Origin of the sequence: Novosphingobium mathurense, from assembly GCF_900168325.1 — a bacterium.
GTDB lineage: Bacteria > Pseudomonadota > Alphaproteobacteria > Sphingomonadales > Sphingomonadaceae > Novosphingobium > Novosphingobium mathurense.
Map to the genome: position 1 here is coordinate 40,538 of NZ_FVZE01000008.1, position 22,483 is coordinate 63,020.

Here is a 22,483-nt window from a genome sequence, read left to right on the forward strand (position 1 = left end):
GTAGAACAATGTCCGTAGCTATCCGTCTTTCGCGCGGTGGTGCCAAGAAGCGCCCGTACTACAAGGTCGTCGTGTCCAACTCGCGCGCTCCGCGCGACGGCAAGTACCTCGAGCAGGTTGGCACCTACAACCCGCTGCTCGCCAAGGACGACGAGAACCGCGTTCGCCTGAACGAAGACCGCGTGCGCTACTGGCTCGGCGTTGGCGCCCAGCCGACCGATCGCGTTGCCCGTATGCTCGACAAGGCCGGCATCATGGAACGCGCCGCAACCAACAACCCCAAGAAGGGTGAGCCGGGCGACAAGGCCAAGGAACGCGCCGAAGAGAAGGCTGAGAAGCTGCGTGAGGCCGAAGAGGCTGCCAAGGCTGCTGCAGAAGCTCCGGCCGAGGAAGCACCGGCTGCGGAGGAAGCTCCCGCTGCCGAAGCGACCGAGGAACAGACCGAAGGCTGAGTCCGCATAGGACCGACCTGTGGCTGATAACGACCGCCCGGTCACGCTGGCTGCCGTCTCCGGCGCCCATGGCGTGACGGGCGAAGTCCGCCTCAAGCTGTTCGGTGAAGGCGTGGTGGCGCTCAAGCGCTACCGCGCCTTCAACGATTCGGCGCTCACGCTCAAGAAGCTGCGCGACGACGGGAAGGGTGGCGCGATCGCCCGCTTCGAGGAAGTGGCTGACCGCAACGCCGCCGAGAAGCTGCGCGGCACCGCGCTCACCGTGCCTCGCTCGGCCATGCCCGCGCTGGAGGATGGCGAGTACTACTTCGCGGACCTTATCGGCCTTGCTGCCTTCTCCGATAACGGCGAAGCGCTCGGTACTTGTGTCGCGGTGGAGAACTTCGGAGCCGGCGACGTCGTCGAGATCGAGCGACCACCGGGCGAAGACGGCAAGCGCCGCCGCTTCATGGTCCCGATGATCGAGGCTGCCGTGCCCCGATGGGATCACGAGAAGCTGGTGATCGCCGCCGCATTCGCGGAAGAATGAACAGGAGAAGGCCGCGCCTCGTGCGCGGCCTTCTTCGTTTCCCGACCTGATGAACGCTTGGGCGCGCCGTGGCGTCTATCTGTTCGACGTTTCAGGCGATGGCGCTCGCGCAAATCGCCTGCGTTGCGCTGACGGCATGGCCGGGCACCGGGTAGGTGATCGCGGCCAGACCAAGCAGCAGCACGGCGAGGCTGGTTCCGGCCGACATGCCCCCGATAACCGCGATGCCGGTCAAGCGGGCCTTGCGGGAAAGTGCCGTCTCTTCGCAGGGCTCATAAGCCTTGCCTATTGCATCTTCGTTTCCCGACCGGGGACGAAGGCGCCGCGCCAGTCGCGACAATACCCGCTCCAGATCGCCGGTAAATCTGGCATGGCCGGCGTTCCAATCCCTGATGAAGTGTTCGTCCTGCATGGTCCTGCTCCTTCTTTGGAGGACTGTCCTGTCCCCATCCTGATGCGCCTGCAGGTGCCGCTAGGCCAACAAAAGCACTGGCGGAGGGTATAAGGCTGACTTATGATTGCAGGATGGACCCGCTCCCTCCGCTCACCGCAGTGCGCGCCTTCGAAGCGGCCGGACGCCTCGAGAATTTCTCGCGCGCGGCGGAAGAGCTCGGAATGACGCAGGCGGCGGTCAGCTATCAGGTGCGCCAGTTGGAGGACCGGCTCGGGCGCTCTCTCTTCGTGCGCGAGAAGGGCAGGGTGCGCCTGTCCGAGGCGGGGCATCGGCTGCTCCCCGCCGTAACGGCAGCCTTCGCCGGCATGGCCGACGCCTTTGCGGCGCTGCGTGAGGAAGATCACGAAGTCCTGGCGATCAATGCCGCTATCTCGCTGGGAAGCGTCTGGTTGAGCGGGCGCATCGGCCGTTTCCAGATGCGCTTTCCCGATCTGGCCGTGCGCCTGTCGCTTGCGAACGAGGCGATCGACCTTGCCAATTCTTCGTTCGACGTGGCGATACGCGCCGGTTCCGGCGTCTGGGAGGGGCTGCGCAGCACCTTTCTGTTCCGCCAGCATTTCTCGCCGATCTGTACGCGCGAATTCCTTGAGGCGAATGCGATCAGCAAGCCCGAGGATCTCCTGCGCGTCGAGCGGCTTGCCCCGAACGATGCCGTTTGGTCCGGCTGGTTCTCCGCTGCCGGGGTCGAGGCCAAGCTCGCGCCGCGCCGGGGTATCGTCATGGACAACCAGTCGCAGGAAGCGAGCATCGTCCAGGAGAGCTATGGCGTGGCTCTGATGTCGCCGCTGTTCTGGCGCACGGAACTGGAAAGCGGTCGCCTTATCCAGCCCTTCGATACTCTATATATGCCGGGCACTGCGCATTGGCTGGTCCATCCTGCCCATCGCGTGGGTGTGCGCAAGATAGAGCGTTTGCGCGAATGGCTGCTGGAGGAACTCGAAGGCTATCGCGACGTCATGCCGGCCGAAGTCTTCACGCCACTTTGACATTTTCGCGTGAGGGGCTCTTGCCCGCGCCACCGATTTGGGCTTTGCCGCCGGGATGACTTTCGCGGCCACCGTTCTCACGCTCTATCCCGACATGTTTCCCGGACCGCTCGGCATTTCGCTCGCCGGGCGTGGCCTTGCCGAGGGCAAGTGGTCGATCGAGACCGTGCAGATCCGCGACTTTGCCAGGGACAAGCACCGCACGGTGGATGACACGCCGGCAGGCGGCGGCGCGGGCATGGTGCTCAAGGCCGACGTTCTGGCCGCGGCCATCGACCATGCCCGCAGCCTCAGTCCCGAAGCCCCGGTGATCGCGATGACGCCGCGCGGCCGTCCGGTTTCGCAGGCCCGGGTGCGTGAACTCGCAGCCGGTCCGGGCGTGACCATTCTATGCGGCCGGTTCGAGGGCTTCGACGAGCGGATCTTCGAGGGGCGCAACGTAGAGCAGGTGTCGGTCGGCGATATCGTCCTGTCCGGCGGAGAACCTGCGGCCCTGATGCTGCTGGACGCTTGCATTCGCTTGCTTCCCGGCGTAATGGGCGCGGCTTCCAGCGGTACCGAGGAATCGTTCGAGGACGGTCTTCTCGAGTATCCGCACTATACCCGACCCACCGATTGGGAAGGGCGCACGATCCCTGAAGTGCTGCGATCGGGGGATCATGCGAAGATCGCTGCCTGGCGGAAACAAAAGGCGGAAGATGACACACGGTTACGCAGACCGGACCTTTGGGAGCGTCATAGGGGCGCTCGGGACCAGTCTGCCTCTGGCGCGCGGCACAAAGATGAGGATTTGGGTTCATGAACCTGATTCAGCAGATCGAGGCCGAGGAAATTGCCAAGGCCGGCAAGGATATCCCTGAGTTCCGTCCGGGCGACACCGTCCGCGTCGGCGTGAAGGTCGTCGAAGGTACCCGTACCCGCGTCCAGAACTTCGAAGGCGTGTGCATCGCGCGTTCGAACCGTGGCATGGGTTCGAACTTCACCGTCCGCAAGATCAGCTTCGGTGAAGGCGTGGAACGCGTTTTCCCGCTGTACTCGCCGAACATCGATTCGATCACCGTGGTTCGCCGCGGCGTCGTGCGTCGTGCCAAGCTGTACTACCTGCGCGGTCGTACCGGTAAGCGCGCCCGCATCGCCGAGCGCCGCGATGTTCGCACCGGTTCCGACGCGTAAGCATCGGCACATTGCCTGCCTTCGGGCGGGCAGCTTGAGAGGCGGTTCGGTTCGGACCGCCTTTTTTGCGCTCTCCTGCAATCGCATGGCGGCTGCCGAGCCCTAAAGATTACAGGAATTTAACACCCGAATCGGGGTTACGCCGAATGACGCGGTTGCGCGTCGTCGGAATTTGCCCTGCCGGGATCGCGCTGGCGCAGCGAGTCGAATTGGCGCTGGCCATTCGATATTGCGCTGCACAATCGCAATTCGTCACAAGAATGGCGGAAAAACGCGATTAAGTGCGGGTTTTTGGCCTGTTTTGCCTTTGACACGGCAGAGAAAACCCGCTCAATTCCCGGGCCATTCAAGAGGCGATTCAACTATCCCATCACATCCGGTTCCACTGAAAGGTTAGGGGGTACCCATAATGAACAAGAATGATCTCATCAGCGCAGTTGCCGACACCAGCGGTCTGACCCGCAGCGATGCGACCAAGGCCGTTGAAGGCGTCTTCGACGCAATCACCGGCGCGCTGAAGAAGGGTGACGAGGTTCGCCTGGTTGGTTTCGGCACTTTCTCGGTTGCCAAGCGCAAGGCTTCGACCGGCCGCAACCCGCGCACCGGCGAGCCGATGGAAATCAAGGCTTCGGCTCAGCCGAAGTTCAAGGCTGGCAAGGGCCTCAAGGACGCCGTCAACTAATCTGGACGGCCAGCCTGTTCGCCTCACAGGTTGAAAAGATCACGCCGCGTCGACCTCAGGGTCGGCGCGGCGTTTCTTATTGGGGCTTGGGCTCAGCGATAGCCGAGCGTCGATAGCAGGGCCCGGGAGCGCATGACGCTCCCGGGCCCTGTCGCGTTCAGGGCGCCAGCTTGAGCAGGGCCGTGGGCGCTGCGGGCGTGCGCGGGTTGACCTGCCAGGTCAGCGTCTGGGTACCGCCCGCGGCCACCTTGGGGCCTTCATCGGTGTTGTTGGCAAGGATCTGCGCGTCGGTCCGGATGGCGAAGGTGCCATCTGCCTGCGTGGCCGCGTCGTCATCCCCGCCCGATGCGCCTTTGGCCATGCCCGACATCATACCTGCCATGGCGCCCGGGCTGTTGGCTGGGCCGAAGCCGGGCGCATCGATCCGGACCGTGCCGTCCTGGCGCAGCGAGAGCTGCACGAAGGCGTTGGTCATCGGCATGCCTTCGAAGGTCGGGAAGGTGAAATCGTGGTCGAGACGGGCTTCAATGGCGAAGTCGACATCGAACTTGCCCTTGCCGATATACTCGACCTTGTTCCAACCGGCCTGGCGCCGCAGCTTCTCGGCAATTGCCTTGCCCGATTCAGGATTGCTCGGGTCGATCCCGCCAAGCAGCATCTGCGCGGCTTGCGCGTCCTTCTGCTTGCTTTCCTCGCGCGACTTTTCCCATTCCTGCTTCTGCTGCGCGATCTCCTCATTGGTGCACTTGCGCTCTTCGAAGCTGTCTTCGGCGTAGCAGGTTTCCGGTTCGAAGGCCTGCTTCTTGGACGCTTCCATCAGCGGCACCATCAGGATTTCACCGGTGTAGCGAAACGCAAAGCTGCGGTCCTTGCGCAGGTCCAGTTGCGAGGTGAACTTGCCGGGCGCGAAGATACACGCGGCCAGCAGCAGGGTGAGGGCCGTGGCCGACAGGACGGTCAACGCCCTGCGGCCGGGCATTCCGGGCATTGTGAAGTGTCGCATCTCTGTTCCCCCTGGTTTCAGAGCTGTGGCGGATTTCCGAAGTCAGCGCGTCGCGATGGCGTAAAGCGCGATGGCCGCGGCATTGCTGACATTGAGGCTTTCCATCTCGCTGCTGATCGGCAGTTTGGCGATCGCATCGCAATGCTGGACGATGTTGTGGCGCATGCCGTCGCCTTCGGCCCCGAGAACGAGCGCGACTGGACCGGCGGGCAGGGCTTCGGCCAGCGTCGCTTCCGCTTCGCCGTCCAGGCCGATTCGCCAGTATCCCGCCTCGGCGATCTCTTCGAGCGCGCGGGCGAGGTTCACGACGCGCACCCACGGCAGCACTTCGAGCGCGCCGGAAGCCGATTTCGCCAGCGTACCCGATTCGGGCGGCGCGTGACGGTCCTGCGTGACGATCGCACAGGCATTGAAGGCGAGGGCCGAACGCATGATCGCGCCGACGTTGTGGGGATCGGTGACCTGGTCGAGCACGAGCACCGGGCGTGCCGGGTCGCCGTCGAGCACATCGGCAAGGAATACGTCATCGAGCGGTTCGCATTCGAGCACGAGGCCCTGGTGCGGCGCGTCGCGGGCAACGAGTCGGGCAAGATCGGCCGGTTGTGCCCATTCGACCGAAAAATCGCTCGGGAGTTCCCCGTCGAGCGAATCAACGCCTTCGCGAGTCGCCCACAATTTGCGGTGACTGCGGTCCGGATTCTTGAGGGCGGCTTCCACGGCATGTCTTCCCCACAGGCGAACCATGCCCGAGGAGGCGCGACCGCTACCGCGCCCGTTCTTCATGCGGCCGGCCCTTCCGCGTAGGGCCCGGGCGGGTTTTCCACCCCCCTGATGTTCGCCGCGCTTATTCATGAAATGTCCTTTCAACAAAAAACTATTTTCGCTCCTGCCAGTCACCCCATTGACAGGCAAGGCTCGCTTCGGCAAAGGCGCGGCTCCTCGGCAACGGGCTCCTTCCTGGAGCCTCACCAAAGCGGGTTTTCCCGCAAGCCAGAACTGGTGTGGACAGGTGGCCGAGTGGTTAAAGGCAGCAGACTGTAAATCTGCCCGCGCAAGCGTACGTTGGTTCGAATCCAGCCCTGTCCACCACCAGCTTCCCCATCACCGACATCGGAGACACCCCTCCGGGGAAGCTACGGTATTCCTTGGCATTGCGGTATCCGACGAGCACTTCTAGAAGAGAGCCATGCCCGGAGATATTCTCGATAACCAAGGTCGCGGCGAAGCTTCGTGGCGCTGGCCCTCCATCCATCCCGAAGGTCGCAAGTTCGGCGGCATCGCCGGTGTGATCGCGGTTGCAGGCTGGTTGCTGCTGGGCCCGTGGGTCGGTTGGCCGCTTGCTGTGCTCACCTTGTGCGTACTGGCCTTCTTCCGCGATCCTGTTCGCGTGACGCCGCAGGACGAGCGCGCGATCGTTGCGCCGGCCGATGGCCTTGTCACGTTGATCCAGAAGGTCGCGCCTCCGCGTGAACTGACCATGGAGGACGGCAGCGGCGCCAGGCCGATGGATCCTGAGCCGGTTACGCGCATTTCCATTTTCATGAGCGTGTTCGACGTCCACATCAATCGCGCACCGATCGGCGGCACCGTTCGCCGGGTGATCTATATCCCCGGAAAATTCGTGAACGCCGATCTCGACAAGGCGAGCGAGGAAAACGAACGTCAGCACATCCTGATCGAGCGCGGCGATGGCCTGCGCATCTGCTTCACGCAGATTGCAGGGCTGGTTGCGCGTCGAATCGTTCCGTTCGTCAAGCCGGGCGACATTCTTGCCGCCGGCCAGCGCGTTGGCCTGATTCGCTTCGGTAGCCGCGTCGACGTCTACCTTCCGGCCGGCACCGAACCGAAGGTTCTCATGGGCCAGCGCATCGTTGCCGGTGAAACGGTCCTTGCCGAAGTATCCGAAGCCCGCGTCATCGAGGGCGTCGCCCAGTGATCGACGAGTCCGATCCGCTTGTCGACGATCGGCTTTCGCCGCGTCGTCGGCTTGCGCGTGGGCTCTCGATGCGGGCGATCGTGCCCAATGCCATCACCGCAGCGGCGCTGTGTTCCGGCCTGACCGGGATTCGCTTTGCGATTGCGGGAGATTTCGAGAAATCGGTGCAGGCAGTGATTCTGGCCGGATTGCTCGATGGTATCGATGGCCGCGCAGCCAGGCTGCTGCGTGCGCAGACCCGCTTCGGGGCCGAGCTCGACAGTCTCGCCGATTCGATTTCCTTCGGCGTGGCGCCTGCGTTGATCGTTTACCTGTGGACGTTGCACCAGTTGCCCAGCCTGGGATGGATTGCCTCGCTGGCGTTTGCGATCTGCTGCGTGCTGCGTCTGGCGCGCTTCAATGCCCGCCTCGACATGCTCGATCAGCCGCACAAGCAGGCCGGTTTCCTGACCGGCGTTCCTGCCCCGCTGGGAGCAGGGCTTGCGTTCCTGCCGATGTACCTGTGGATCGCGACCGGCATCCCTGAATTTGCCAACGACGTTGCCGTCAGCATCTGGATGGTCCTGATCGCTTTCCTGATGATCTCTAGCGTGCCGACCCTGAGTTGGTCGAAGCTGCAGCCTCCGCGTGACTTGCGCATCGGCTTGATTGCGGTCGTCGGGCTTACGGTGGCCGCGCTGCTGACCGAGCCCTGGTACACGCTGGCGGTCATCACGCTGGGCTACATTGCCCTGATCCCGCTGGGAATCGCTTCCTATGCAAAGGTCAGGCTGCGTGCTCGAGACCAGGCCATACCAGCGCCGGCCGCTGCGACTGGCGACGGGGCGAGCGCACCTTCCGATCCGTCCTGAGTGCGGCAAGGGTCGGTACCGGCACCCGCTCGATCATCTTCCACGTGACCGTGAGCGTGGCAGGGCAAGCCTGAAGCTCTGCGCGCAGGGAGAATGCCTTGCGGCCGTGGCGCATCCAGCTCGCGAAGATGACCCAGAGCGACACCATCGCGCCAAGGGCGAAAAGCGAAGCGGCAAATGCAGTCATTACCATTTTCCTTTCGAGCCAGGGCCCGGTCCGGCGGAGGACTGGGCTGTGGACAGCTTGTGGAAATAACGAATCTGTTCTACCAATGTTCCTTGCGGTCTTTGTTCTGATTTTGTTCTCATCAAGTCAAGCGGATTTTGCGATCGGCATGTCAGGGCGTTGGAATGGCTGCGCATTTCGGGACTCCCTTAAGGATGTGTCCTAGGGTAGCGACTGGGGATCGTCCCCGGGGATCGGCTCCGTTTCCGAGGCGATCGGTCGAGGACAGGGCGGGCACGGCGCAATTTGGCGCTGGATTTCTGCCGGGGACAGGGCTATGGGCGGCCCCGCCTGAGCGGTGCCTGTCGATTCCCGGCAGATCGCGGAGGGCAAATCCACATGGAAGGCGCACATACCGGTGCCGCAGCGGATCGAGGGGTTTCTTGCCCGGCCGCACGGTTCCAGCCTTCCAGAGGTGCAACCGGAAAGGAATTATCTATGGCGGCTCCTGTCGTCACCATGCAGCAGCTTATCGAGGCCGGCGCTCACTTCGGCCATCAGACCCACCGCTGGAATCCGCGGATGAAGCCGTACATCTTCGGCGCCCGCAACGGAATCCACATCATCGACCTGTCGCAGACCGTGCCGCTCATGGCTCGCGCTCTCGACTTCGTTTCGGCTACCGTTCAGGCCGGCGGCAAGGTGCTCTTCGTCGGCACCAAGCGCCAGGCACAGGAGCCGATCGCTCAGGCCGCGCGCGCCTGCGGTCAGCACTTCGTCAACCACCGCTGGCTGGGCGGCATGCTCACCAACTGGAAGACCATCTCGGGTTCGATCAAGCGCTTCAAGGCTCTTGAAGAGCAGCTTTCGGGCGACACCACCGGTCTCACCAAGAAGGAAGTGCTCCAGCTCACCCGCGAGCGCGACAAGCTCGAGCTTTCGCTCGGCGGTATTCGCGACATGGGCGGCATCCCGGACGTGATGTTCGTGATCGACGCCAACAAGGAAGACCTGGCCATCAAGGAAGCCAATACCCTTGGTATTCCGGTCGTCGCCGTGCTCGACACCAACGTCAGCCCCGAAGGCATTGCGTTCCCGATCCCGGGTAACGACGACGCCAGCCGCGCCGTTCGCCTCTACTGCGATGCGATCGCCCAGGCTGCCACCAAGGGTGGTCAGAACGCGGTTGTCGACTCGGGTGCCGACATCGGCGCCATGGATGAGCCGGTCGCCGAAGCTGCTGCGGAAACCGCAGGGGCCTGATCGGCCCGACGCAATTCGGCATTTTCGTCATTGAAATGTCGCGCGCCGGGTCCATCGGGCCCGGCGCGCCTGTCAATTACTGAAGAAGGATAAAAGCGATGGCCTACACCGCCGCTGACGTGAAGAATCTGCGCGAGCGCACCGGCGCCGGCATGATGGACTGCAAGAAGGCTCTCGACGAAACGAACGGCGACATCGAAGCCGCTGTCGACGCGCTGCGCGCCAAGGGTCTCGCTGCCGCTGCCAAGAAGTCGAGCCGCACCGCGGCTGAAGGTCTGGTCGGCGTTGCCGTTACCGGCACCAAGGGCGTTGCCGTAGAGGTCAACTCGGAAACCGACTTCGTTGCCAAGAACGACCAGTTCCAGGACTTCGTGCGCAAGACCACCGAAGTCGCGCTGGGCGTTGCCGGCGACGACATCGAAGCGCTCAAGGCCGCTGCTTACCCGACCGGTGGTACCGTCGGCGAAGCGCTGACCAACAACGTTGCCACCATCGGTGAAAACCAGCAGGTTCGCCGCATGAAGACGGTCGAAGTCTCGCAGGGCCTCATCGTTCCCTACATGCACAACGCTGCCGCTCCGAACCTCGGCAAGATCGGCGTTCTCGTCGCTCTCGAGTCGGACGCTTCGGCCGACGTCCTCGAAGGTCTGGGCAAGCAGATCGCGATGCACATCGCCGCGGCCTTCCCGCTGGCTCTCAATGCCGACGATCTCGATGCCGATCTGATCGAGCGCGAGCGCAAGATCGCCAAGGAAAAGGCCGCCGAATCGGGCAAGCCCGAGAACGTCCAGGAAAAGATGGTCGAAGGCGCGATCGCCAAGTACGCCAAGGAAAACGCGCTGCTCAGCCAGGTCTTCGTCATGGACAACAAGACCCCGGTTCAGCAGGTCGTCGACCAGGCTGGCAAGGAAGCCGGCACGAAGATCGTCCTCAAGGACTTCGTGCGCTTCCAGCTCGGCGAAGGCATCGAGAAGGAAGTGTCGGACTTCGCAGCCGAAGTCGCCGCGGCGGTTGCCGGCTGATTTCAGCCAGCTTCCTTCGGGAATTATCAGGACGGGCCGGGAAGTGCAGACTTCCCGGCCCGTTCTCTTTTGCCGCGTTGACCGTGCAGCCCCCTAAAACAGGCATGTTTGACTTTTTGTTCTGACCGCGTAGCCTTGTCGCCGAGCCGGAGCCATCAGGGCTTTCGGTCGGAGAACCGACCCGGGCGAGGGTCGGCCGAGAGGAGAGAGCGTCCTATGCGAGTCGAACTGGCACCCCAGCCGGGCAATGCGATCCCGGATCTTTCAGCGCAGTATTGTCCCGAAATCACCAAGGCCGGCGGCGCATTCTCGATGGCGCCTTACCGCCATTCGAAGTTGCCGCTGCGCATGTTCGAAGCCTGCCGTATCGCGACGGCCGTGATCAACGGTTGCATCGTGTGCATGAACTGGCGCTCGCAGCGCGACTTGGGCCTGCTTGGCGTCGAACATGGCGTGATCGACCAGGACGATGCACCCGACGAGGCGATGTACCAGGCCGTCCTCAATGGCGATCTGTCGTCGCTCAGCGAGCGTGAGCGGCTTGCCGTGCAGTACTCGCAGCGTATGGGCACCGATCCACGCGGTCTTTCCGGCGATGAGGAATTCTGGGCCAAGCTCAAGGGCGCGCTCAGTGATGAAGAGATTGTCGATCTCACATACAGCACGGCGGCGTGGATGGCGCTCGGTCGTGTGGCCCACGTGCTGGGTGTCGATACCGCGTGCTCGGTGGGCGGTCCGCTGGAGAGCGTGGCGGCCTGATCCGGCAAGGAAGAGTGGGGCGTGGCGCCTGGGTGCTGCGCCCCGTCTTGCGTCGGGATCGAGGCGATCAGCCGAAACGACGGAGACGCGCGTCGCTGCGAGGTGCATTTGCGCAAGCTCGCCCCTTGGCAATCCGCGCGCCGCCCCCTAATGCGATGGCCGTTCATCCCCCTGCGTGAGAAATTCGGCCAATGAGCAATCCCTCCTATAAACGCGTCCTGCTGAAGCTGTCGGGCGAAGTACTTATGGGGGAGCAGCAGTTCGGCATCGACTCGGAATTCGTGGCCGAACTGGCCAAGGAAGTGAAGGCGGCCAAGGAAACCGGGCTGGAAATCTGCCTGGTGATCGGCGGGGGCAACATTTTCCGCGGCATGGCCGGCGCGGCCAAGGGCATGGACCGTGCCCAGGCCGACTACATGGGCATGCTGGCGACTGTCATGAACGCGCTGGCGATGCAGAACGCGCTCGAGCAGCTTGGCGTCGAGACGCGGGTGCAGTCCGCAGTGCAGATGGACCAGGTCTGCGAACCGGTGATCCGCCGCCGTGCCGAACGCCATCTTGAAAAGGGCCGGGTGGTGATCTTCGCCGCCGGTGTTGGCGCGCCGTACTTCACAACCGATTCCGGCGCCGCCCTGCGTGCCGCGGAGATGGGCTGCGACGCGCTGCTCAAGGGCACCAGTGTCGATGGTGTCTATGACAGCGATCCCAAGACCAATCCTGACGCAAAGCGTTACCAGGCAGTGGATTACGACACTGTCCTCGCCGATAATCTCAAGGTGATGGACGCCAGTGCCGTTGCCCTGTGTCGCGACAATTCGATTCCGATCGTCGTGTTCTCGATCCGAGAGAAGGGCAACCTTGCCCGGGTTCTCGCGGGTGAGGGCACGCAGACGATCGTCCAGAAAGGAGCCTGATAGCCATGGCCAAGTACGACAAGGCCGATCTCGAACGCCGCATGCACGGCGCCGTGGAATCGTTCAAGCACGACCTCTCCGGTCTGCGCACCGGCCGTGCCAATACCGCGCTGCTGGAGCCGATCACCGTCGAGGTTTACGGAGCCATGATGCCGATCGTCCAGGTTGCGACGATCTCGGCCCCCGAACCGCGCCTGCTTTCGGTGCAGGTCTGGGACAAGTCAAACATCGGCCCGGTAGAGAAGGCGATCCGTTCGGCCGGTCTGGGCCTCAATCCGATCAACGATGGCAACACGCTGCGGCTGCCGATCCCGGATCTGACCGAGGAGCGCCGCAAGGAGCTTGCCAAGCTTGCCGGACAGTACGCGGAGAAGGCCCGCGTCGCGATCCGCAACGTGCGCCGCGATGGCATGGAATCGCTCAAGGCCGACGAGAACAAGAAGGAAATCTCCGAGGACGAGAAGAAGCGCGCCGAGGCTGATGTCCAGAAGCTGACCGACGAGCAGATCAAGGCCGTCGACGACGTTCTGGCGCACAAGGAGAAGGAAATCCTCAACAAGTGAGGATGCGCGTTCGGTCCGGATCGGGGCGTATGGGATGAGCAAGGCCGAGCCAGCAAGGGCGCGCCATGTTGCCATCATCATGGACGGCAACGGGCGCTGGGCGAAGAAGCGCCTGATGCCGCGCGCTCTCGGGCACCAGCGCGGCGTGGAGGCGGTCCGCAAGGTCGTGCGCGGCGCGCGCGAGATGGGGCTTGAAGCGCTCACGCTCTATGCCTTTTCGACCGAGAACTGGCGCCGGCCCGAGGAAGAGGTCTCGGATCTGATGAGCCTGATGAAGCGCTTCATCCTTTCCGATCTCGACGAATTCGCCGAAGCAGGCGTGCGGCTGAAAATCATCGGCGATTACAAGGCCTTCAAGCCAGATGTTGTCGAACTGGTGGAGAAGGCGATCGCCCGTACCGCCGGCAATTCCGGTACGACGCTGGCAGTTGCGCTCAACTACGGTTCGCAGGACGAGATCGCCCGGGCCGCGACCAAGGCCGCAGCCAAGGGACCGATCACGCCCGAGACCATCGCTGCCGAACTGGACACGGCAGACCTGCCTCCGCTTGACCTGCTGATCCGGACCTCCGGGGAAGTGCGGCTCTCGAACTTCCTGCTCTGGCAGGCGGCCTATGCCGAAATGATGTTCACCGACGTGCTGTGGCCGGACTTCACGGCCGAGCACTTGCGCGACGCCCTCGAGGCTTTCACCACCCGTGAGCGTCGCTATGGCGGCCGCTGAGCGGATTGGCCTGCGGCAAGCCGGGGTCGTCGGCACGATACACAATAAAGGTTCCTGCATGACGTTGCAGGGCAGGGGAAGCTGACGTGAGCGATGCTCCAAAGAAATCCGATCTGCAGGTGCGGACGATTTCCGCAGCCGTGATGATCGCCGTTACAGGTCTGGCGATCATTCTGGGCGGTGCGGTCTGGACCGCTTTCGTCTGCGCAATCGCCGTCGGCGTGCTGTGGGAGTGGGTCAAGCTGACCCGCGCGGGCACGCAGAACCCGGCTGAGCGTGGCTTCTGGAATTTCGCAGGCATGTTCTATGTCGGCACCTGCGCGGCCATGCTGCTGTTCCTGCGCAATCCGGCCTTCACGCTCGCGCCATTGCTGACCGTGGTCTGCGGAGTGATCGCAGTGGACGTCGGCGCCTATTTCGCCGGGCGGACGTTCGGCGGGCCCAAGATCGCCCCGGCGATCAGCCCCTCGAAGACCTGGGCCGGGCTGTTCGGCGCGATTGCCGCTGCAACGCTGGTGCTGTTCGGCGCGGCGATGCTCTGGCGTTCTGGCGCGATCTCGCTGACCCAGGCGGGCCGGGCGGTCGAGGAAGTATCCTGCTTCGGCATGCAGCCGTGCTGGTATCTCGGCGCCCGCGTGGTTCCGCTTTTTGCCACGTGCCTGATGACCGGCATTCTCTTCGCGATCTGCGCGCAGGGCGGGGACTTCTTCGAAAGCTGGCTCAAGCGGCGGGCAGGCGTAAAGGATTCGGGCAGTCTCATTCCCGGACACGGCGGGTTCTTCGACCGCGTTGATGGCTTGCTGGCAGTGCTTTTCGTGCTAGGCCTGATGATCCTGTTTCAACCGGGCTCGTGATGATGCGCAGCATTTCCGTTCTCGGCGCCACCGGTTCGATTGGCGCCTCGACGCTGGACCTGATCCGGCGCAATCGGGATGCGTGGCGCGTTGAGACCCTGACTGCCAACGGCAATGCCGTGGAACTGGCGAAGCTGGCGCGCGAGTTTTCCGCCAGCGTTGCAGTCGTTGCCGACGAGGCCAAGGTGCCGGAACTTCGCGAAGCGCTCTCCGGCAGCGGGATCGAGGCGGCCGGTGGCGCTCCGGCGCTGGAAGAAGCGGCGGCCCGCGGCGCGGACTTTACCGTGGCCGCCATCGTCGGCTGCGCAGGTCTGGCCCCGACCATGGCGGCGATCGAGCGGGGCGGCGTGATCGCGCTTGCCAACAAGGAAGCGCTCGTTTCGGCGGGCGAAATCATGACTGCGGCGGTTGCCCGCCATGGCGCGACGCTTCTGCCGATCGATTCAGAGCACAACGCCATCTTCCAGTGCCTGCAGGGCAATGCGGTCGAGCATGTGCGCTGGATCACCCTGACCGCCAGTGGCGGCCCGTTCCGCGACTGGTCGTGGGAGCGTCTGAGCCGCGCCACTCCGGCCGAGGCGATCAAGCATCCCAACTGGGACATGGGCGCCAAGATCAGCGTCGATTCCGCCACGATGTTCAACAAGGGCCTCGAACTGATCGAGGCGCACTACCTCTTTCCGGTCGGGCTCGACCGTCTGCGCATCATCGTCCATCCGCAATCGATCGTGCATTCCATGGTCGAGTATCGCGACGGTTCGACGCTGGCCCAGCTCGGTCCCTCGGACATGCGGGTGCCGATCGCATCGGCTCTGGCCTGGCCCGAGCGCATGGATACGCCCTGTGCGCCGCTCGACCTTGCCGAAATCGGCGAACTGACGTTCCGCAAGCCGGACGAACAGCGCTTTCCGGCGACGCGGCTGGCGCGTGAGGCGGCGCAGGCGGGGGGCGGCATTCCCGCTGTTCTCAACGCCGCCAACGAAGTGGCGGTCGCCGCGTTCCTGGACGGTCAGATTGCGTTCACCCGCATTGCCGCACACGTGGAAGACGTACTCGGATCCTTCGCGCCCCCGGCACCCACCAGCCTTGCCGAAGTGCTGGCTGTAGACGGGGAAGCGCGGGCAAGGGCGCGGATATTGATGGAGGCTGCCTGACTTGACCGGTTCACCCAACCTGCTGACGACGATTTTCGCGTTTCTGCTCGTGCTTGGTCCGCTTGTGCTGATCCATGAGCTGGGACACTACCTCGTCGGCCGGCTGTTCGGTGTGAAGGCCGACGCGTTCTCCATCGGCTTCGGCAAGGAGATCGCCGGCTGGACCGACAAGCGCGGAACCCGCTGGAAGGTTTCGGCGCTGCCGCTGGGCGGTTACGTCCAGTTCGCCGGCGACATGAACGCTGCCAGCGCTCCTTCTGCCGCCGAAGATGGACTGACCCCGCAGGAGCGGGCCCAGACCTTCCATGTGAAGCCCTTGTGGCAGCGCGCGCTGATCGTGCTGGCCGGGCCGTTGACGAACCTGCTCTTCGCCGTCGCGATCATCGCCGCTTTCAATTTTGCCCACGGCAAGATCGTTTCCCCGGCCGAAGTGGCCATGTTCACGCAGGATTCGCAGGCCGAGGCGGCTGGCGTGGAGGTCGGCGACAAGATCGTTGCCGTCGATGGCGAGAAAGTCGCTACGATCTCCGACCTGCCCGAACATATCGTCCCGTTTCCGGGGCGGACCGTCACGCTGGGCATCCGCCGCGACGGGCGCGACATTGCGCTGCCGGTCAAGCTGGCGGACCGTACCGTCAGTGACAGTTTCGGCAACCAGTCGCGCATCGGCGATCTGGGCATAGACTTCGCGGTCCCCACGGTGGGCGGGTTCTTCGGCGACTCCGCAGCCGAGGCTGGCGGCCTGAAGATTGGCGACCGCATTACCGCGATCGATGACCACGAGATCCGCAGCTTCACCCAGATCCCCGAGCTGGTGCAGCCGCGCGCCGGTGAGACGATTTCGGTGGTTGTCGATCGTGACGGGCAGACCCGTGTCTTCCCGGTCACGCTGGGCAAGGGCGAAGCCGTCGACGAGAAGGGGAACAAGGTCTCGGTCGGCCAGCTCGGGATCAAGGCCGGGTTCGGCGAGATCGAGCCGGTCGGCGCGCTCGAGGCGGTGCAACTCGGCTTCGAGAATTCCCTTGGCATCATGAAGATGATGGTGACCGGCATCGGCCAGATCTTCACCGGCGAACGCTCGGTGAAGGAGCTTGGCGGACCGATCAAGATCGCCAAATATTCGGGCGAGCAATTCTCCCTGGGCTGGGAGGATTTCATCAGTTTCGCGGCGCTGATCTCGATTAACTTGACATTCATCAACCTCCTGCCAATCCCTGGTCTCGACGGCGGGCACCTGGCTTTCTACGCGGCCGAGACGGTCCGCCGTAAGCCGCTCAGTGTGCGCAGTCAGGAGTGGGCGATCCGGACGGGCGTGGCACTGGTGCTGGCCCTGATGGTCTTCGTAACGGTCAATGATGTGGCTTCGCTCCCGATTTTCGGGGGATAGCCAGGAGGAATTCACTCGCGATCACAATCTTGCCGGGTTTGGCTGCTTGATCGCAGGCCATCCATCGGGCAGATGGCTGCGACTGCCTGCCGTACAGGTTAGCGGTCGGGTTCATTTCTTGTCGCCGACGGCAGATAGTCTCGCGATATCGATTACAGGATTTTGCGTAGAATGATGGGATTGGAAATGGTTCGAGGCACTGACGCCCACCGTGCTTCGCAGATCGCAGTTGTGCTTCTCGGCACCACGATCCTTGCCGGATTGCCTGCGCCTGCCTTTGCACAGGACGCGGGCGGCGATGCGGCCCCGACCCAGTCGAGCCAGACCGCGCCGGTGCAGACGATCCAGTCGATCCAGGTGACCGGCGCCGAGCGACTGGAGCCGCAGACGGTCCTTTCGTACATCAAGCTGCGCATTGGCCAGCCCTATTCGAAGGCATCCGCCGACGCCGCACTCAAGGACCTCTACGAGACCGAGCTTTTCGCGGACGTCCAGATTTCGAACGACAACGGCAACGTCACCATCCAGGTGAAGGAAAACCCGGTCGTCAACCGCATCATCCTTGAAGGCAACAAGCGCATCAAGGACGACAAGATCCTTCCCGAGATCAAGGTCGCGCCGCGCCAGATCTTCACCCGTTCGAAGATCCGTGCCGACGTTGCCCGTATCATCGAACTGTACAAGCGCCAGGGCCGCTACGCCGCGACGGTCGAGCCGAAGATGGTCATGCTCGACCAGAACCGCGTCGACATCGTCTTCGAAATCACCGAAGGCGACAAGTCCAAGGTCCGACAGATCAACATCATCGGCAACGAGCACTTCTCCGATGGCAAGCTGCGCGGCGAGATGGTGACCAAGCAGGCGCGCTTCACCCGCATCTTCAGCTCGGGCACCAGCTACGATCCCGACCGCATGGCGTTTGACCAGCAGAAGCTGCGCCAGTTCTACCTTACAGAAGGCTATGCCGACTTCCGCGTCGTTTCCGCGGTTGCCGAACTGACGCCGGACAAGAAGGACTTCATCATCACGTACGTGGTGGAGGAAGGCCAGCGCTACAAGTTCGGCGATGTGAAGGTCGAAAGCCAGTTGCGCGACTTCGATGGCGAGCGCCTGACCAAGAACCTGCCGATGAAGCAGGGCGACTGGTACAACGCCAAGCTCGTCGAAGACACGATCGAGAGCCTGAACGACACCGCCGGTGCCTATGGCTATGCCTTCGCCGACGTGCGGCCGCAGTACGACCGCAACAAGGACGACCTCACCATGGGTCTGACCTTCGTCATCCAGGAAGCGCCGCGCGTGTATGTCGAGCGCATCGACATCAACGGCAACACGCTGACCCAGGACAAGGTCGTGCGTCGCGAGTTCCGCCTCGCAGAAGGCGACGCGTTCAACTCGCTGCAGGTCAAGCGTTCGACCAACCGCATCAAGTCGCTCGGATACTTCCAGGAGAAGTTCGAGGTCGAACAGAAGCCCGGAAGCGCCGACGACCGCATTATCCTTGAAGCCAATGTCGAGGAAAAGCCGACCGGCGAACTGCAGCTTTCGGCCGGCTTCTCGAGCCTGGAGAGCTTCATCTTCCAGGCATCGATCCGTCAGCGCAACTTCCGCGGTCGCGGCCAGACGGTCGGCCTCTCGGGCAGCTATTCGCGTTATTCGAAGAGCGTCGAGGCCAGCTTCGTCGAGCCGTACCTGTTCGACAAGAACGTGTCGCTGGGCGTCGACATCTATCGCCGCGACTACAACAGCTTCAATTACTACAACTCGAGCCGGCGGACCAACTATGCGCAATCGACGACTGGTTTTCAGGTTCGCGCTGGTGTGCCGCTCACGGAGTATCTGACCGCGGTCGGGCGCTACACGCTCAACTACGATGACATCTCGGTCAGCAAGAGCCAGTTCTACTCGATCAATGCGAGCGGCGACTACGCCTGCGATCCGCTGCGTGCGGGGCGCTATCTTTGCGAAGCCATCGGCAAGCGCCTGAGCTCGATCGTCGGCATGTCGCTGATCTACGACACGCTCGATAACCGCGTTCGTCCGACCAGGGGCGAGACCGCCTCGATCAACCTCGATATCGCCGGGCTCGGCGGCGACGTGAAGTATGCCCGCCTGCGCGCCAACGCGGCCAAGTACTGGCCACTTGGCGCCGGCTTCGTCTTCTCGGTGCAGGGCGAAGGTGGCGTGATCAAGGGCTATGGCGGTGACAGCGTACGTCTGACCGACCGTTTCTACCTCGGTGAGCCGCAGATGCGCGGTTTCGGTATCCGCGGGGTCGGCCCGCGCGTGATCCGTCAGTACTACAGCGGCGTGGTCGGCGCGGAGACCACGACCATGTCCAACAAGTCCGATGACGCGCTGGGCGGCAAGTACTATTACAAGGGGCGTGGGGAGCTCGAGATTCCGCTCGGTTCCGGTGCCCGCGAACTGGGGCTGCGTCCGTCCATCTTTGTCGATGCAGGCGCGGTCTGGGGGGTCAAGGCGCCCAACCTGATCGATGAATGTGGGGCGGGCTGTTTTATCGGACAGCGCGATTCCGACGGCAATCAGCTTTATTATATTCGTGACGCCAATAACAATATCACCGGCACCACGACCACGCCCAATGGCGATCCTGCCGGCAGCACGAGCTACTTCACCGAAGAGTACCTCGGCAATACCTGGAAGCCGCGTGTTGCCGTGGGTATTGGCGTGAACTGGAATTCGCCCTTTGGTCCGTTCCGGATCGATTTCTCGAAGGTCCTTCTCAAGGAGAAGGGCGACGACACCAAGGCATTCACCTTCAACGTGGGAACACAATTCTGATGAAGACTCTTCTCAAGTCCGCCGCGCTGGCTTCGAGCCTGGCGCTGGTTACCGTTGCAGCTCAGCCCGCTCTTGCGCAGGACAAGAACGGCGGCACCATCGTGCAGGGCCTCGGTATCGCGAACTTCGACGCGGTCCTCGCCAACTCGAACGCCTACAAGACCGCCGAGCAGCAGCGTGAAACGACCTACAAGGCGCAGTACGACCAAGCCAAGCAGCGCAGCGAGGCGCTCAATGCCCAGCTCAAGCCGATGATCGACAAGTTCAATGCAGACCGTCAGGCTGCGAACCCGAACCAGACCGCGCTGCAGCAGCAGGCTGCGCAGATCCAGCAGCTCCAGGAAAACGGCAAGCAGGAAATCCAGCGTATCCTGGCCCCCGTCGGCCTGTCGCAGGCCTATGTGAACGAGCAGATCGAGGACAAGCTCGACGCTGCGGTGAAGTCGGCGATGGCCAAGAAGAAGATCTCGATCCTGCTCTCGCCGGACGCGATCCTTGCGGTCAACGGTAGCGCCTACAACCTGAACCAGGACATCCTGAACGAGCTGAACACCGCGATCCCGTCGGCACAGCTGGTTCCGCCCTCGGGCTGGGAACCGCGCCAGATCCGCGAAGCGCGCGCACAGCAGGCTGCCGCACAGGGTCAGGCCGCGCCGAGCACGGCTGCACAGCCGACCGGCCGCTAAGAGCTGATCGGGGGCAGGACATGAGCGAGACGACCGAACAGGTCTACGATACCGCGAAGATCCTGGCGGCGCTTCCGCACCGCTACCCGATGTTGCTGGTCGATCGCGTGGTCTCCTTCACCGAGGAGGAGATCCATGCGGTCAAGGCCGTCAGCTTCAACGAGGATTTCTTCCAGGGGCATTTCCCGGGCCGTCCGATCATGCCCGGCGTCCTCCAGATCGAGGCGCTGGCGCAGGCGGCGGGTATCCTTGCCATTGAATCCCTCGGCCTCGCCGGGACCGGCAAGCTGGTTTACTTCATGGCGATCGAGGACGCGAAGTTCCGCAATCCGGTAACCCCGGGGAACCTGCTCGACCTGCGTGCGGGCTTCGTCCAGAAGCGTTCGCGCGTGTGCAAGTTCTGGGGCAAGGCGTCGATCGGCGACAAGGTGACCTGCGAAGTGAACTTCACGGCGATGATTGCCGACAGCTGATTTTTCGGGATGGGGCCTTCCGTCTGCCTCTCCCGCCAGCGGGAAGGGCGCAGGGCCGGGAAGCCCCACTCCCACTTGCATTTCGGCCCGCTTCGCTGTAAGCGCGCCGCTTTCCAAGGCAGGCCGGTCGGAACCGGCCATATGCGAAAGAGATTCGAAATGAAGGCCGATACGCACCCCGACTACCACATGATCACCGTCCAGATGACCGACGGCACCCAGTTCCAGACCCGCTCGACCTGGGGTTCGGAAGGTGACACGCTGGTCCTGGAAGTTGACCCGACTTCGCACCCGGCCTGGACCGGTGGCACGCAGCGCGTCAACGAAGGCGGCCGCGTCGCGCAGTTCAACAAGCGTTTCGGCGGACTCTCGCTCAAGAAGAAGTGAGCCGGGGTTCCATAGCGAACACGCGAAAGGGGCGGTCCGCAAGGGCCGCCTTTTTTGTTTCGGTCGTGACTTGATGGTCCGCCGAATTCCGCCGGGTGTGATCAGTTAAGGCCGCTGCTCATGAGGTCATGCCAGTCGGCATGGTCCACCGGCACCTGCCGCAGGAATTCCATGCCTGCCGAACTGCCGCGAATCCAGCGCACGATCGCCGGCATTTTTGGTTCTGCGCCCATGCCGATCGAAACGAAGGCGCCCTGGCGCAGCCATTCTGTATCGGTTCGTACACAGCATCCATGTAGCGAGACGTCGGCCAGTATGACCGATGTCTGGCCGCCATTGGAGAATTCCATCGTAGCTTCGAAACTGGTGGAGCGCCGTTCCTCGCGTCTCCGCTCGGACGGGTCGAAGGATGGAGGGTTCCGGTCTTCCTGAAGGGAAGGGCTTGGCGGGGCGGGGCGTTGACCGGGCATTGTCATCTCCTTCGAGACTCGTTGCTTGGGGGGATGGTCTTGAGGCGATCCGTCTTGCGGGGGGTGCCAAGATATTGTCCGCAATTGCCTTTCAGGCTGATAAGCCTAGCCTAAGGAAGGTCGCGTAGCGTAGCTGTGCGATGTCATTGGCAGGAACCGGACCGGTCGGTTTCGAATTGTGGAACTGCGCCGTCCGCGGCGTCCTGTCAGGACAAGAATTTCCGGCCCCAGAGGGAGAATACCGATGATCCGTACCATCCGAACCCTAGCCGTCTGCGCCGCGGCGCTTTCGGCTCATGCCGCCATGGCTGCCGATCAGGGGGACTCGGCCGTGCCGCCCGTCCATGCGACCGTGATCGGGCTCGACGGTGAAGCGCTCGGGATGGTGACCCTGCAGGACACCCCGACAGGGGTTCTTGTCACCACCGACATCAAGGGGCTGCCCGAAGGCGAGCATGGTTTCCACTTCCACGAGAAGGGCATCTGCCAGCCCGCGGAGAAATTCGCGACCTCCGGTGGGCACTTCGCTGCAGGGGCTGCCATGCATGGCCTGATGGTCGAGGGCGGGCCGCATGGGGGTGACATGCCCAACCAGCACGTGGGCGCGGATGGCGTTCTCGAAACGCAGATCCTCAATACCGGCGTGACGCTCGCTCCGGGGCCGAAGTCGCTGGAGGATGCGGACGGTTCGGCATTGGTGATCCATGCCGGTGCCGACGACTACAAGAGCCAGCCTTCGGGCGCAGCCGGCGGGCGCATCGCCTGCGCGGTGATCAGCGCGCCGAAGTAA

The 22,483-nt window shown here is 63.3% G+C and carries 26 protein-coding genes and 1 tRNA gene; 23 read left to right on the forward strand and 4 right to left on the reverse strand.

Going from position 1 to position 22,483, the window contains the following annotated elements; all coding sequences use genetic code 11:
* Positions 1-8 precede the first annotated feature (8 nt).
* Both rpsP and rimM read left to right on the forward strand, forming a co-directional pair.
* Positions 9-452, forward strand: a complete 444-nt coding sequence (gene rpsP / locus B5483_RS18720; protein ID WP_079731516.1) for a 30S ribosomal protein S16 — start codon at positions 9-11, stop codon at positions 450-452.
* 19 nt (positions 453-471) lie between these two features.
* Positions 472-981 carry a ribosome maturation factor RimM gene (gene rimM, locus B5483_RS18725; RefSeq protein WP_079731517.1) on the forward strand — a complete coding sequence of 170 codons (510 nt, stop codon included), beginning with the start codon at positions 472-474 and terminating at the stop codon, positions 979-981.
* Positions 982-1,072: 91 nt separating this feature from the next.
* On the opposite strand, the gene B5483_RS18730 is transcribed toward rimM, so the two are convergent.
* Positions 1,073-1,393 (reverse strand): hypothetical protein, encoded by a 321-nt coding sequence (locus tag B5483_RS18730; protein WP_054948320.1) that lies wholly within the window; start codon positions 1,391-1,393, stop codon positions 1,073-1,075.
* A gap of 113 nt (positions 1,394-1,506) precedes the next feature.
* On the opposite strand from B5483_RS18730, the gene B5483_RS18735 reads away from it, so the two are divergent.
* From B5483_RS18735 to B5483_RS18750, 4 genes are all read left to right on the forward strand, one after another.
* Entirely contained in the window at positions 1,507-2,421 is a 915-nt protein-coding gene (locus B5483_RS18735; protein WP_079731518.1) for a LysR substrate-binding domain-containing protein, read from the forward strand.
* Between the two features lie 55 nt (positions 2,422-2,476).
* Positions 2,477-3,223 (forward strand): tRNA (guanosine(37)-N1)-methyltransferase TrmD, encoded by a 747-nt coding sequence (trmD, locus tag B5483_RS18740; protein ID WP_079731519.1) that lies wholly within the window; start codon positions 2,477-2,479, stop codon positions 3,221-3,223.
* Positions 3,220-3,594 (forward strand): 50S ribosomal protein L19, encoded by a 375-nt coding sequence (rplS, locus tag B5483_RS18745; RefSeq protein ID WP_054947439.1) that lies wholly within the window; start codon positions 3,220-3,222, stop codon positions 3,592-3,594. The genes trmD and rplS overlap by 4 nt, the downstream gene beginning before the upstream one ends.
* A 409-nt stretch (positions 3,595-4,003) precedes the next feature.
* Complete coding sequence (locus tag B5483_RS18750) at positions 4,004-4,276, forward strand: HU family DNA-binding protein (protein ID WP_007013794.1); 273 nt, start codon at positions 4,004-4,006, stop codon at positions 4,274-4,276.
* 157 nt (positions 4,277-4,433) lie between these two features.
* On the opposite strand, the gene B5483_RS18755 is transcribed toward B5483_RS18750, so the two are convergent.
* Positions 4,434-5,279, reverse strand: a complete 846-nt coding sequence (locus tag B5483_RS18755; RefSeq protein ID WP_245829387.1) for a hypothetical protein — start codon at positions 5,277-5,279, stop codon at positions 4,434-4,436.
* Positions 5,280-5,321: 42 nt separating this feature from the next.
* Complete coding sequence (locus B5483_RS18760) at positions 5,322-6,062, reverse strand: TrmH family RNA methyltransferase (RefSeq protein ID WP_176168110.1); 741 nt, start codon at positions 6,060-6,062, stop codon at positions 5,322-5,324.
* A 220-nt stretch (positions 6,063-6,282) separates the two neighbouring features.
* Here B5483_RS18760 and B5483_RS18765 point away from each other — a divergent pair.
* From B5483_RS18765 to rpmE, 16 genes are all read left to right on the forward strand, one after another.
* Positions 6,283-6,368: transfer RNA gene (locus B5483_RS18765), tRNA-Tyr, on the forward strand.
* A gap of 97 nt (positions 6,369-6,465) precedes the next feature.
* Positions 6,466-7,215, forward strand: coding sequence for a phosphatidylserine decarboxylase (locus B5483_RS18770; protein WP_054948516.1), 750 nt, complete (start codon positions 6,466-6,468; stop codon positions 7,213-7,215).
* On the forward strand, positions 7,212-8,066 hold the full coding sequence (pssA, locus tag B5483_RS18775; protein WP_079731522.1) for a CDP-diacylglycerol--serine O-phosphatidyltransferase: 855 nt from the start codon (positions 7,212-7,214) through the stop codon (positions 8,064-8,066). The genes B5483_RS18770 and pssA overlap by 4 nt, the downstream gene beginning before the upstream one ends.
* 664 nt (positions 8,067-8,730) lie before the next feature.
* Positions 8,731-9,495: a 30S ribosomal protein S2 gene (gene rpsB / locus B5483_RS18780; RefSeq protein WP_054948514.1), complete on the forward strand. Its 765-nt coding sequence runs from the start codon at positions 8,731-8,733 to the stop codon at positions 9,493-9,495.
* 98 nt (positions 9,496-9,593) lie between these two features.
* Positions 9,594-10,517: a translation elongation factor Ts gene (gene tsf, locus B5483_RS18785; RefSeq protein WP_054948513.1), complete on the forward strand. Its 924-nt coding sequence runs from the start codon at positions 9,594-9,596 to the stop codon at positions 10,515-10,517.
* Between the two features lie 216 nt (positions 10,518-10,733).
* On the forward strand, positions 10,734-11,276 hold the full coding sequence (locus B5483_RS18790; protein WP_054948533.1) for a carboxymuconolactone decarboxylase family protein: 543 nt from the start codon (positions 10,734-10,736) through the stop codon (positions 11,274-11,276).
* A 191-nt stretch (positions 11,277-11,467) separates the two neighbouring features.
* Positions 11,468-12,190: a UMP kinase gene (gene pyrH / locus B5483_RS18795; RefSeq protein ID WP_054948532.1), complete on the forward strand. Its 723-nt coding sequence runs from the start codon at positions 11,468-11,470 to the stop codon at positions 12,188-12,190.
* A 5-nt stretch (positions 12,191-12,195) separates the two neighbouring features.
* Positions 12,196-12,753: a ribosome recycling factor gene (gene frr / locus B5483_RS18800; RefSeq protein ID WP_054948531.1), complete on the forward strand. Its 558-nt coding sequence runs from the start codon at positions 12,196-12,198 to the stop codon at positions 12,751-12,753.
* A 34-nt stretch (positions 12,754-12,787) separates the two neighbouring features.
* Entirely contained in the window at positions 12,788-13,477 is a 690-nt protein-coding gene (gene uppS / locus B5483_RS18805) for a polyprenyl diphosphate synthase (RefSeq protein WP_054948530.1), read from the forward strand.
* Between the two features lie 86 nt (positions 13,478-13,563).
* The gene (locus tag B5483_RS18810) at positions 13,564-14,331 is read left to right on the forward strand and encodes a phosphatidate cytidylyltransferase (protein ID WP_054948529.1); all 768 of its coding nucleotides are present in this window, start codon (positions 13,564-13,566) and stop codon (positions 14,329-14,331) included.
* A gap of 2 nt (positions 14,332-14,333) precedes the next feature.
* A complete protein-coding gene (locus tag B5483_RS18815) occupies positions 14,334-15,485 on the forward strand; it encodes a 1-deoxy-D-xylulose-5-phosphate reductoisomerase (protein WP_054948536.1) in 1,152 nt (383 codons plus the stop codon).
* 1 nt (position 15,486) lies between these two features.
* Positions 15,487-16,872, forward strand: a complete 1,386-nt coding sequence (rseP, locus tag B5483_RS18820; RefSeq protein WP_079731523.1) for an RIP metalloprotease RseP — start codon at positions 15,487-15,489, stop codon at positions 16,870-16,872.
* Positions 16,873-17,043: 171 nt separating this feature from the next.
* On the forward strand, positions 17,044-19,677 hold the full coding sequence (bamA, locus tag B5483_RS18825) for an outer membrane protein assembly factor BamA (RefSeq protein WP_425435057.1): 2,634 nt from the start codon (positions 17,044-17,046) through the stop codon (positions 19,675-19,677).
* On the forward strand, positions 19,677-20,363 hold the full coding sequence (locus B5483_RS18830; protein WP_054948527.1) for an OmpH family outer membrane protein: 687 nt from the start codon (positions 19,677-19,679) through the stop codon (positions 20,361-20,363). Before bamA ends, B5483_RS18830 begins: the two co-directional genes overlap by 1 nt.
* 20 nt (positions 20,364-20,383) lie before the next feature.
* Positions 20,384-20,836 (forward strand): 3-hydroxyacyl-ACP dehydratase FabZ, encoded by a 453-nt coding sequence (gene fabZ, locus B5483_RS18835; RefSeq protein ID WP_007013810.1) that lies wholly within the window; start codon positions 20,384-20,386, stop codon positions 20,834-20,836.
* A gap of 159 nt (positions 20,837-20,995) precedes the next feature.
* Positions 20,996-21,223, forward strand: a complete 228-nt coding sequence (gene rpmE / locus B5483_RS18840) for a 50S ribosomal protein L31 (RefSeq protein ID WP_054948534.1) — start codon at positions 20,996-20,998, stop codon at positions 21,221-21,223.
* Positions 21,224-21,324: 101 nt separating this feature from the next.
* Here rpmE and B5483_RS18845 read toward each other — a convergent pair whose 3' ends face one another.
* The gene (locus B5483_RS18845) at positions 21,325-21,693 is read right to left on the reverse strand and encodes a PilZ domain-containing protein (protein WP_176168111.1); all 369 of its coding nucleotides are present in this window, start codon (positions 21,691-21,693) and stop codon (positions 21,325-21,327) included.
* Between the two features lie 244 nt (positions 21,694-21,937).
* On the opposite strand from B5483_RS18845, the gene B5483_RS18850 reads away from it, so the two are divergent.
* Positions 21,938-22,483, forward strand: coding sequence for a superoxide dismutase family protein (locus B5483_RS18850; RefSeq protein ID WP_054948524.1), 546 nt, complete (start codon positions 21,938-21,940; stop codon positions 22,481-22,483).

Excerpts from the sequence above, each read along its gene's own strand:
- rpsP (WP_079731516.1), top strand. The coding sequence starts at position 9 with ATGTCCGTAGCTATCCGTCTTTCGCGCGGTGGTGCCAAGAAGCGCCCG.
- B5483_RS18730 (WP_054948320.1), bottom strand. The coding sequence starts at position 1,393 with ATGCAGGACGAACACTTCATCAGGGATTGGAACGCCGGCCATGCCAGA.
- B5483_RS18735 (WP_079731518.1), top strand. The coding sequence starts at position 1,507 with ATGGACCCGCTCCCTCCGCTCACCGCAGTGCGCGCCTTCGAAGCGGCC.
- trmD (WP_079731519.1), top strand. The coding sequence starts at position 2,477 with ATGACTTTCGCGGCCACCGTTCTCACGCTCTATCCCGACATGTTTCCC.
- rplS (WP_054947439.1), top strand. The coding sequence starts at position 3,220 with ATGAACCTGATTCAGCAGATCGAGGCCGAGGAAATTGCCAAGGCCGGC.
- B5483_RS18750 (WP_007013794.1), top strand. The coding sequence starts at position 4,004 with ATGAACAAGAATGATCTCATCAGCGCAGTTGCCGACACCAGCGGTCTG.
- B5483_RS18755 (WP_245829387.1), bottom strand. The coding sequence starts at position 5,279 with ATGCGACACTTCACAATGCCCGGAATGCCCGGCCGCAGGGCGTTGACC.
- B5483_RS18760 (WP_176168110.1), bottom strand. The coding sequence starts at position 6,062 with ATGAAGAACGGGCGCGGTAGCGGTCGCGCCTCCTCGGGCATGGTTCGC.
- B5483_RS18770 (WP_054948516.1), top strand. The coding sequence starts at position 6,466 with ATGCCCGGAGATATTCTCGATAACCAAGGTCGCGGCGAAGCTTCGTGG.
- rpsB (WP_054948514.1), top strand. The coding sequence starts at position 8,731 with ATGGCGGCTCCTGTCGTCACCATGCAGCAGCTTATCGAGGCCGGCGCT.
- tsf (WP_054948513.1), top strand. The coding sequence starts at position 9,594 with ATGGCCTACACCGCCGCTGACGTGAAGAATCTGCGCGAGCGCACCGGC.
- B5483_RS18790 (WP_054948533.1), top strand. The coding sequence starts at position 10,734 with ATGCGAGTCGAACTGGCACCCCAGCCGGGCAATGCGATCCCGGATCTT.
- pyrH (WP_054948532.1), top strand. The coding sequence starts at position 11,468 with ATGAGCAATCCCTCCTATAAACGCGTCCTGCTGAAGCTGTCGGGCGAA.
- frr (WP_054948531.1), top strand. The coding sequence starts at position 12,196 with ATGGCCAAGTACGACAAGGCCGATCTCGAACGCCGCATGCACGGCGCC.
- uppS (WP_054948530.1), top strand. The coding sequence starts at position 12,788 with ATGAGCAAGGCCGAGCCAGCAAGGGCGCGCCATGTTGCCATCATCATG.
- B5483_RS18815 (WP_054948536.1), top strand. The coding sequence starts at position 14,334 with ATGCGCAGCATTTCCGTTCTCGGCGCCACCGGTTCGATTGGCGCCTCG.
- bamA (WP_425435057.1), top strand. The coding sequence starts at position 17,044 with ATGATGGGATTGGAAATGGTTCGAGGCACTGACGCCCACCGTGCTTCG.
- B5483_RS18830 (WP_054948527.1), top strand. The coding sequence starts at position 19,677 with ATGAAGACTCTTCTCAAGTCCGCCGCGCTGGCTTCGAGCCTGGCGCTG.
- fabZ (WP_007013810.1), top strand. The coding sequence starts at position 20,384 with ATGAGCGAGACGACCGAACAGGTCTACGATACCGCGAAGATCCTGGCG.
- rpmE (WP_054948534.1), top strand. The coding sequence starts at position 20,996 with ATGAAGGCCGATACGCACCCCGACTACCACATGATCACCGTCCAGATG.
- B5483_RS18845 (WP_176168111.1), bottom strand. The coding sequence starts at position 21,693 with ATGCCCGGTCAACGCCCCGCCCCGCCAAGCCCTTCCCTTCAGGAAGAC.
- B5483_RS18850 (WP_054948524.1), top strand. The coding sequence starts at position 21,938 with ATGATCCGTACCATCCGAACCCTAGCCGTCTGCGCCGCGGCGCTTTCG.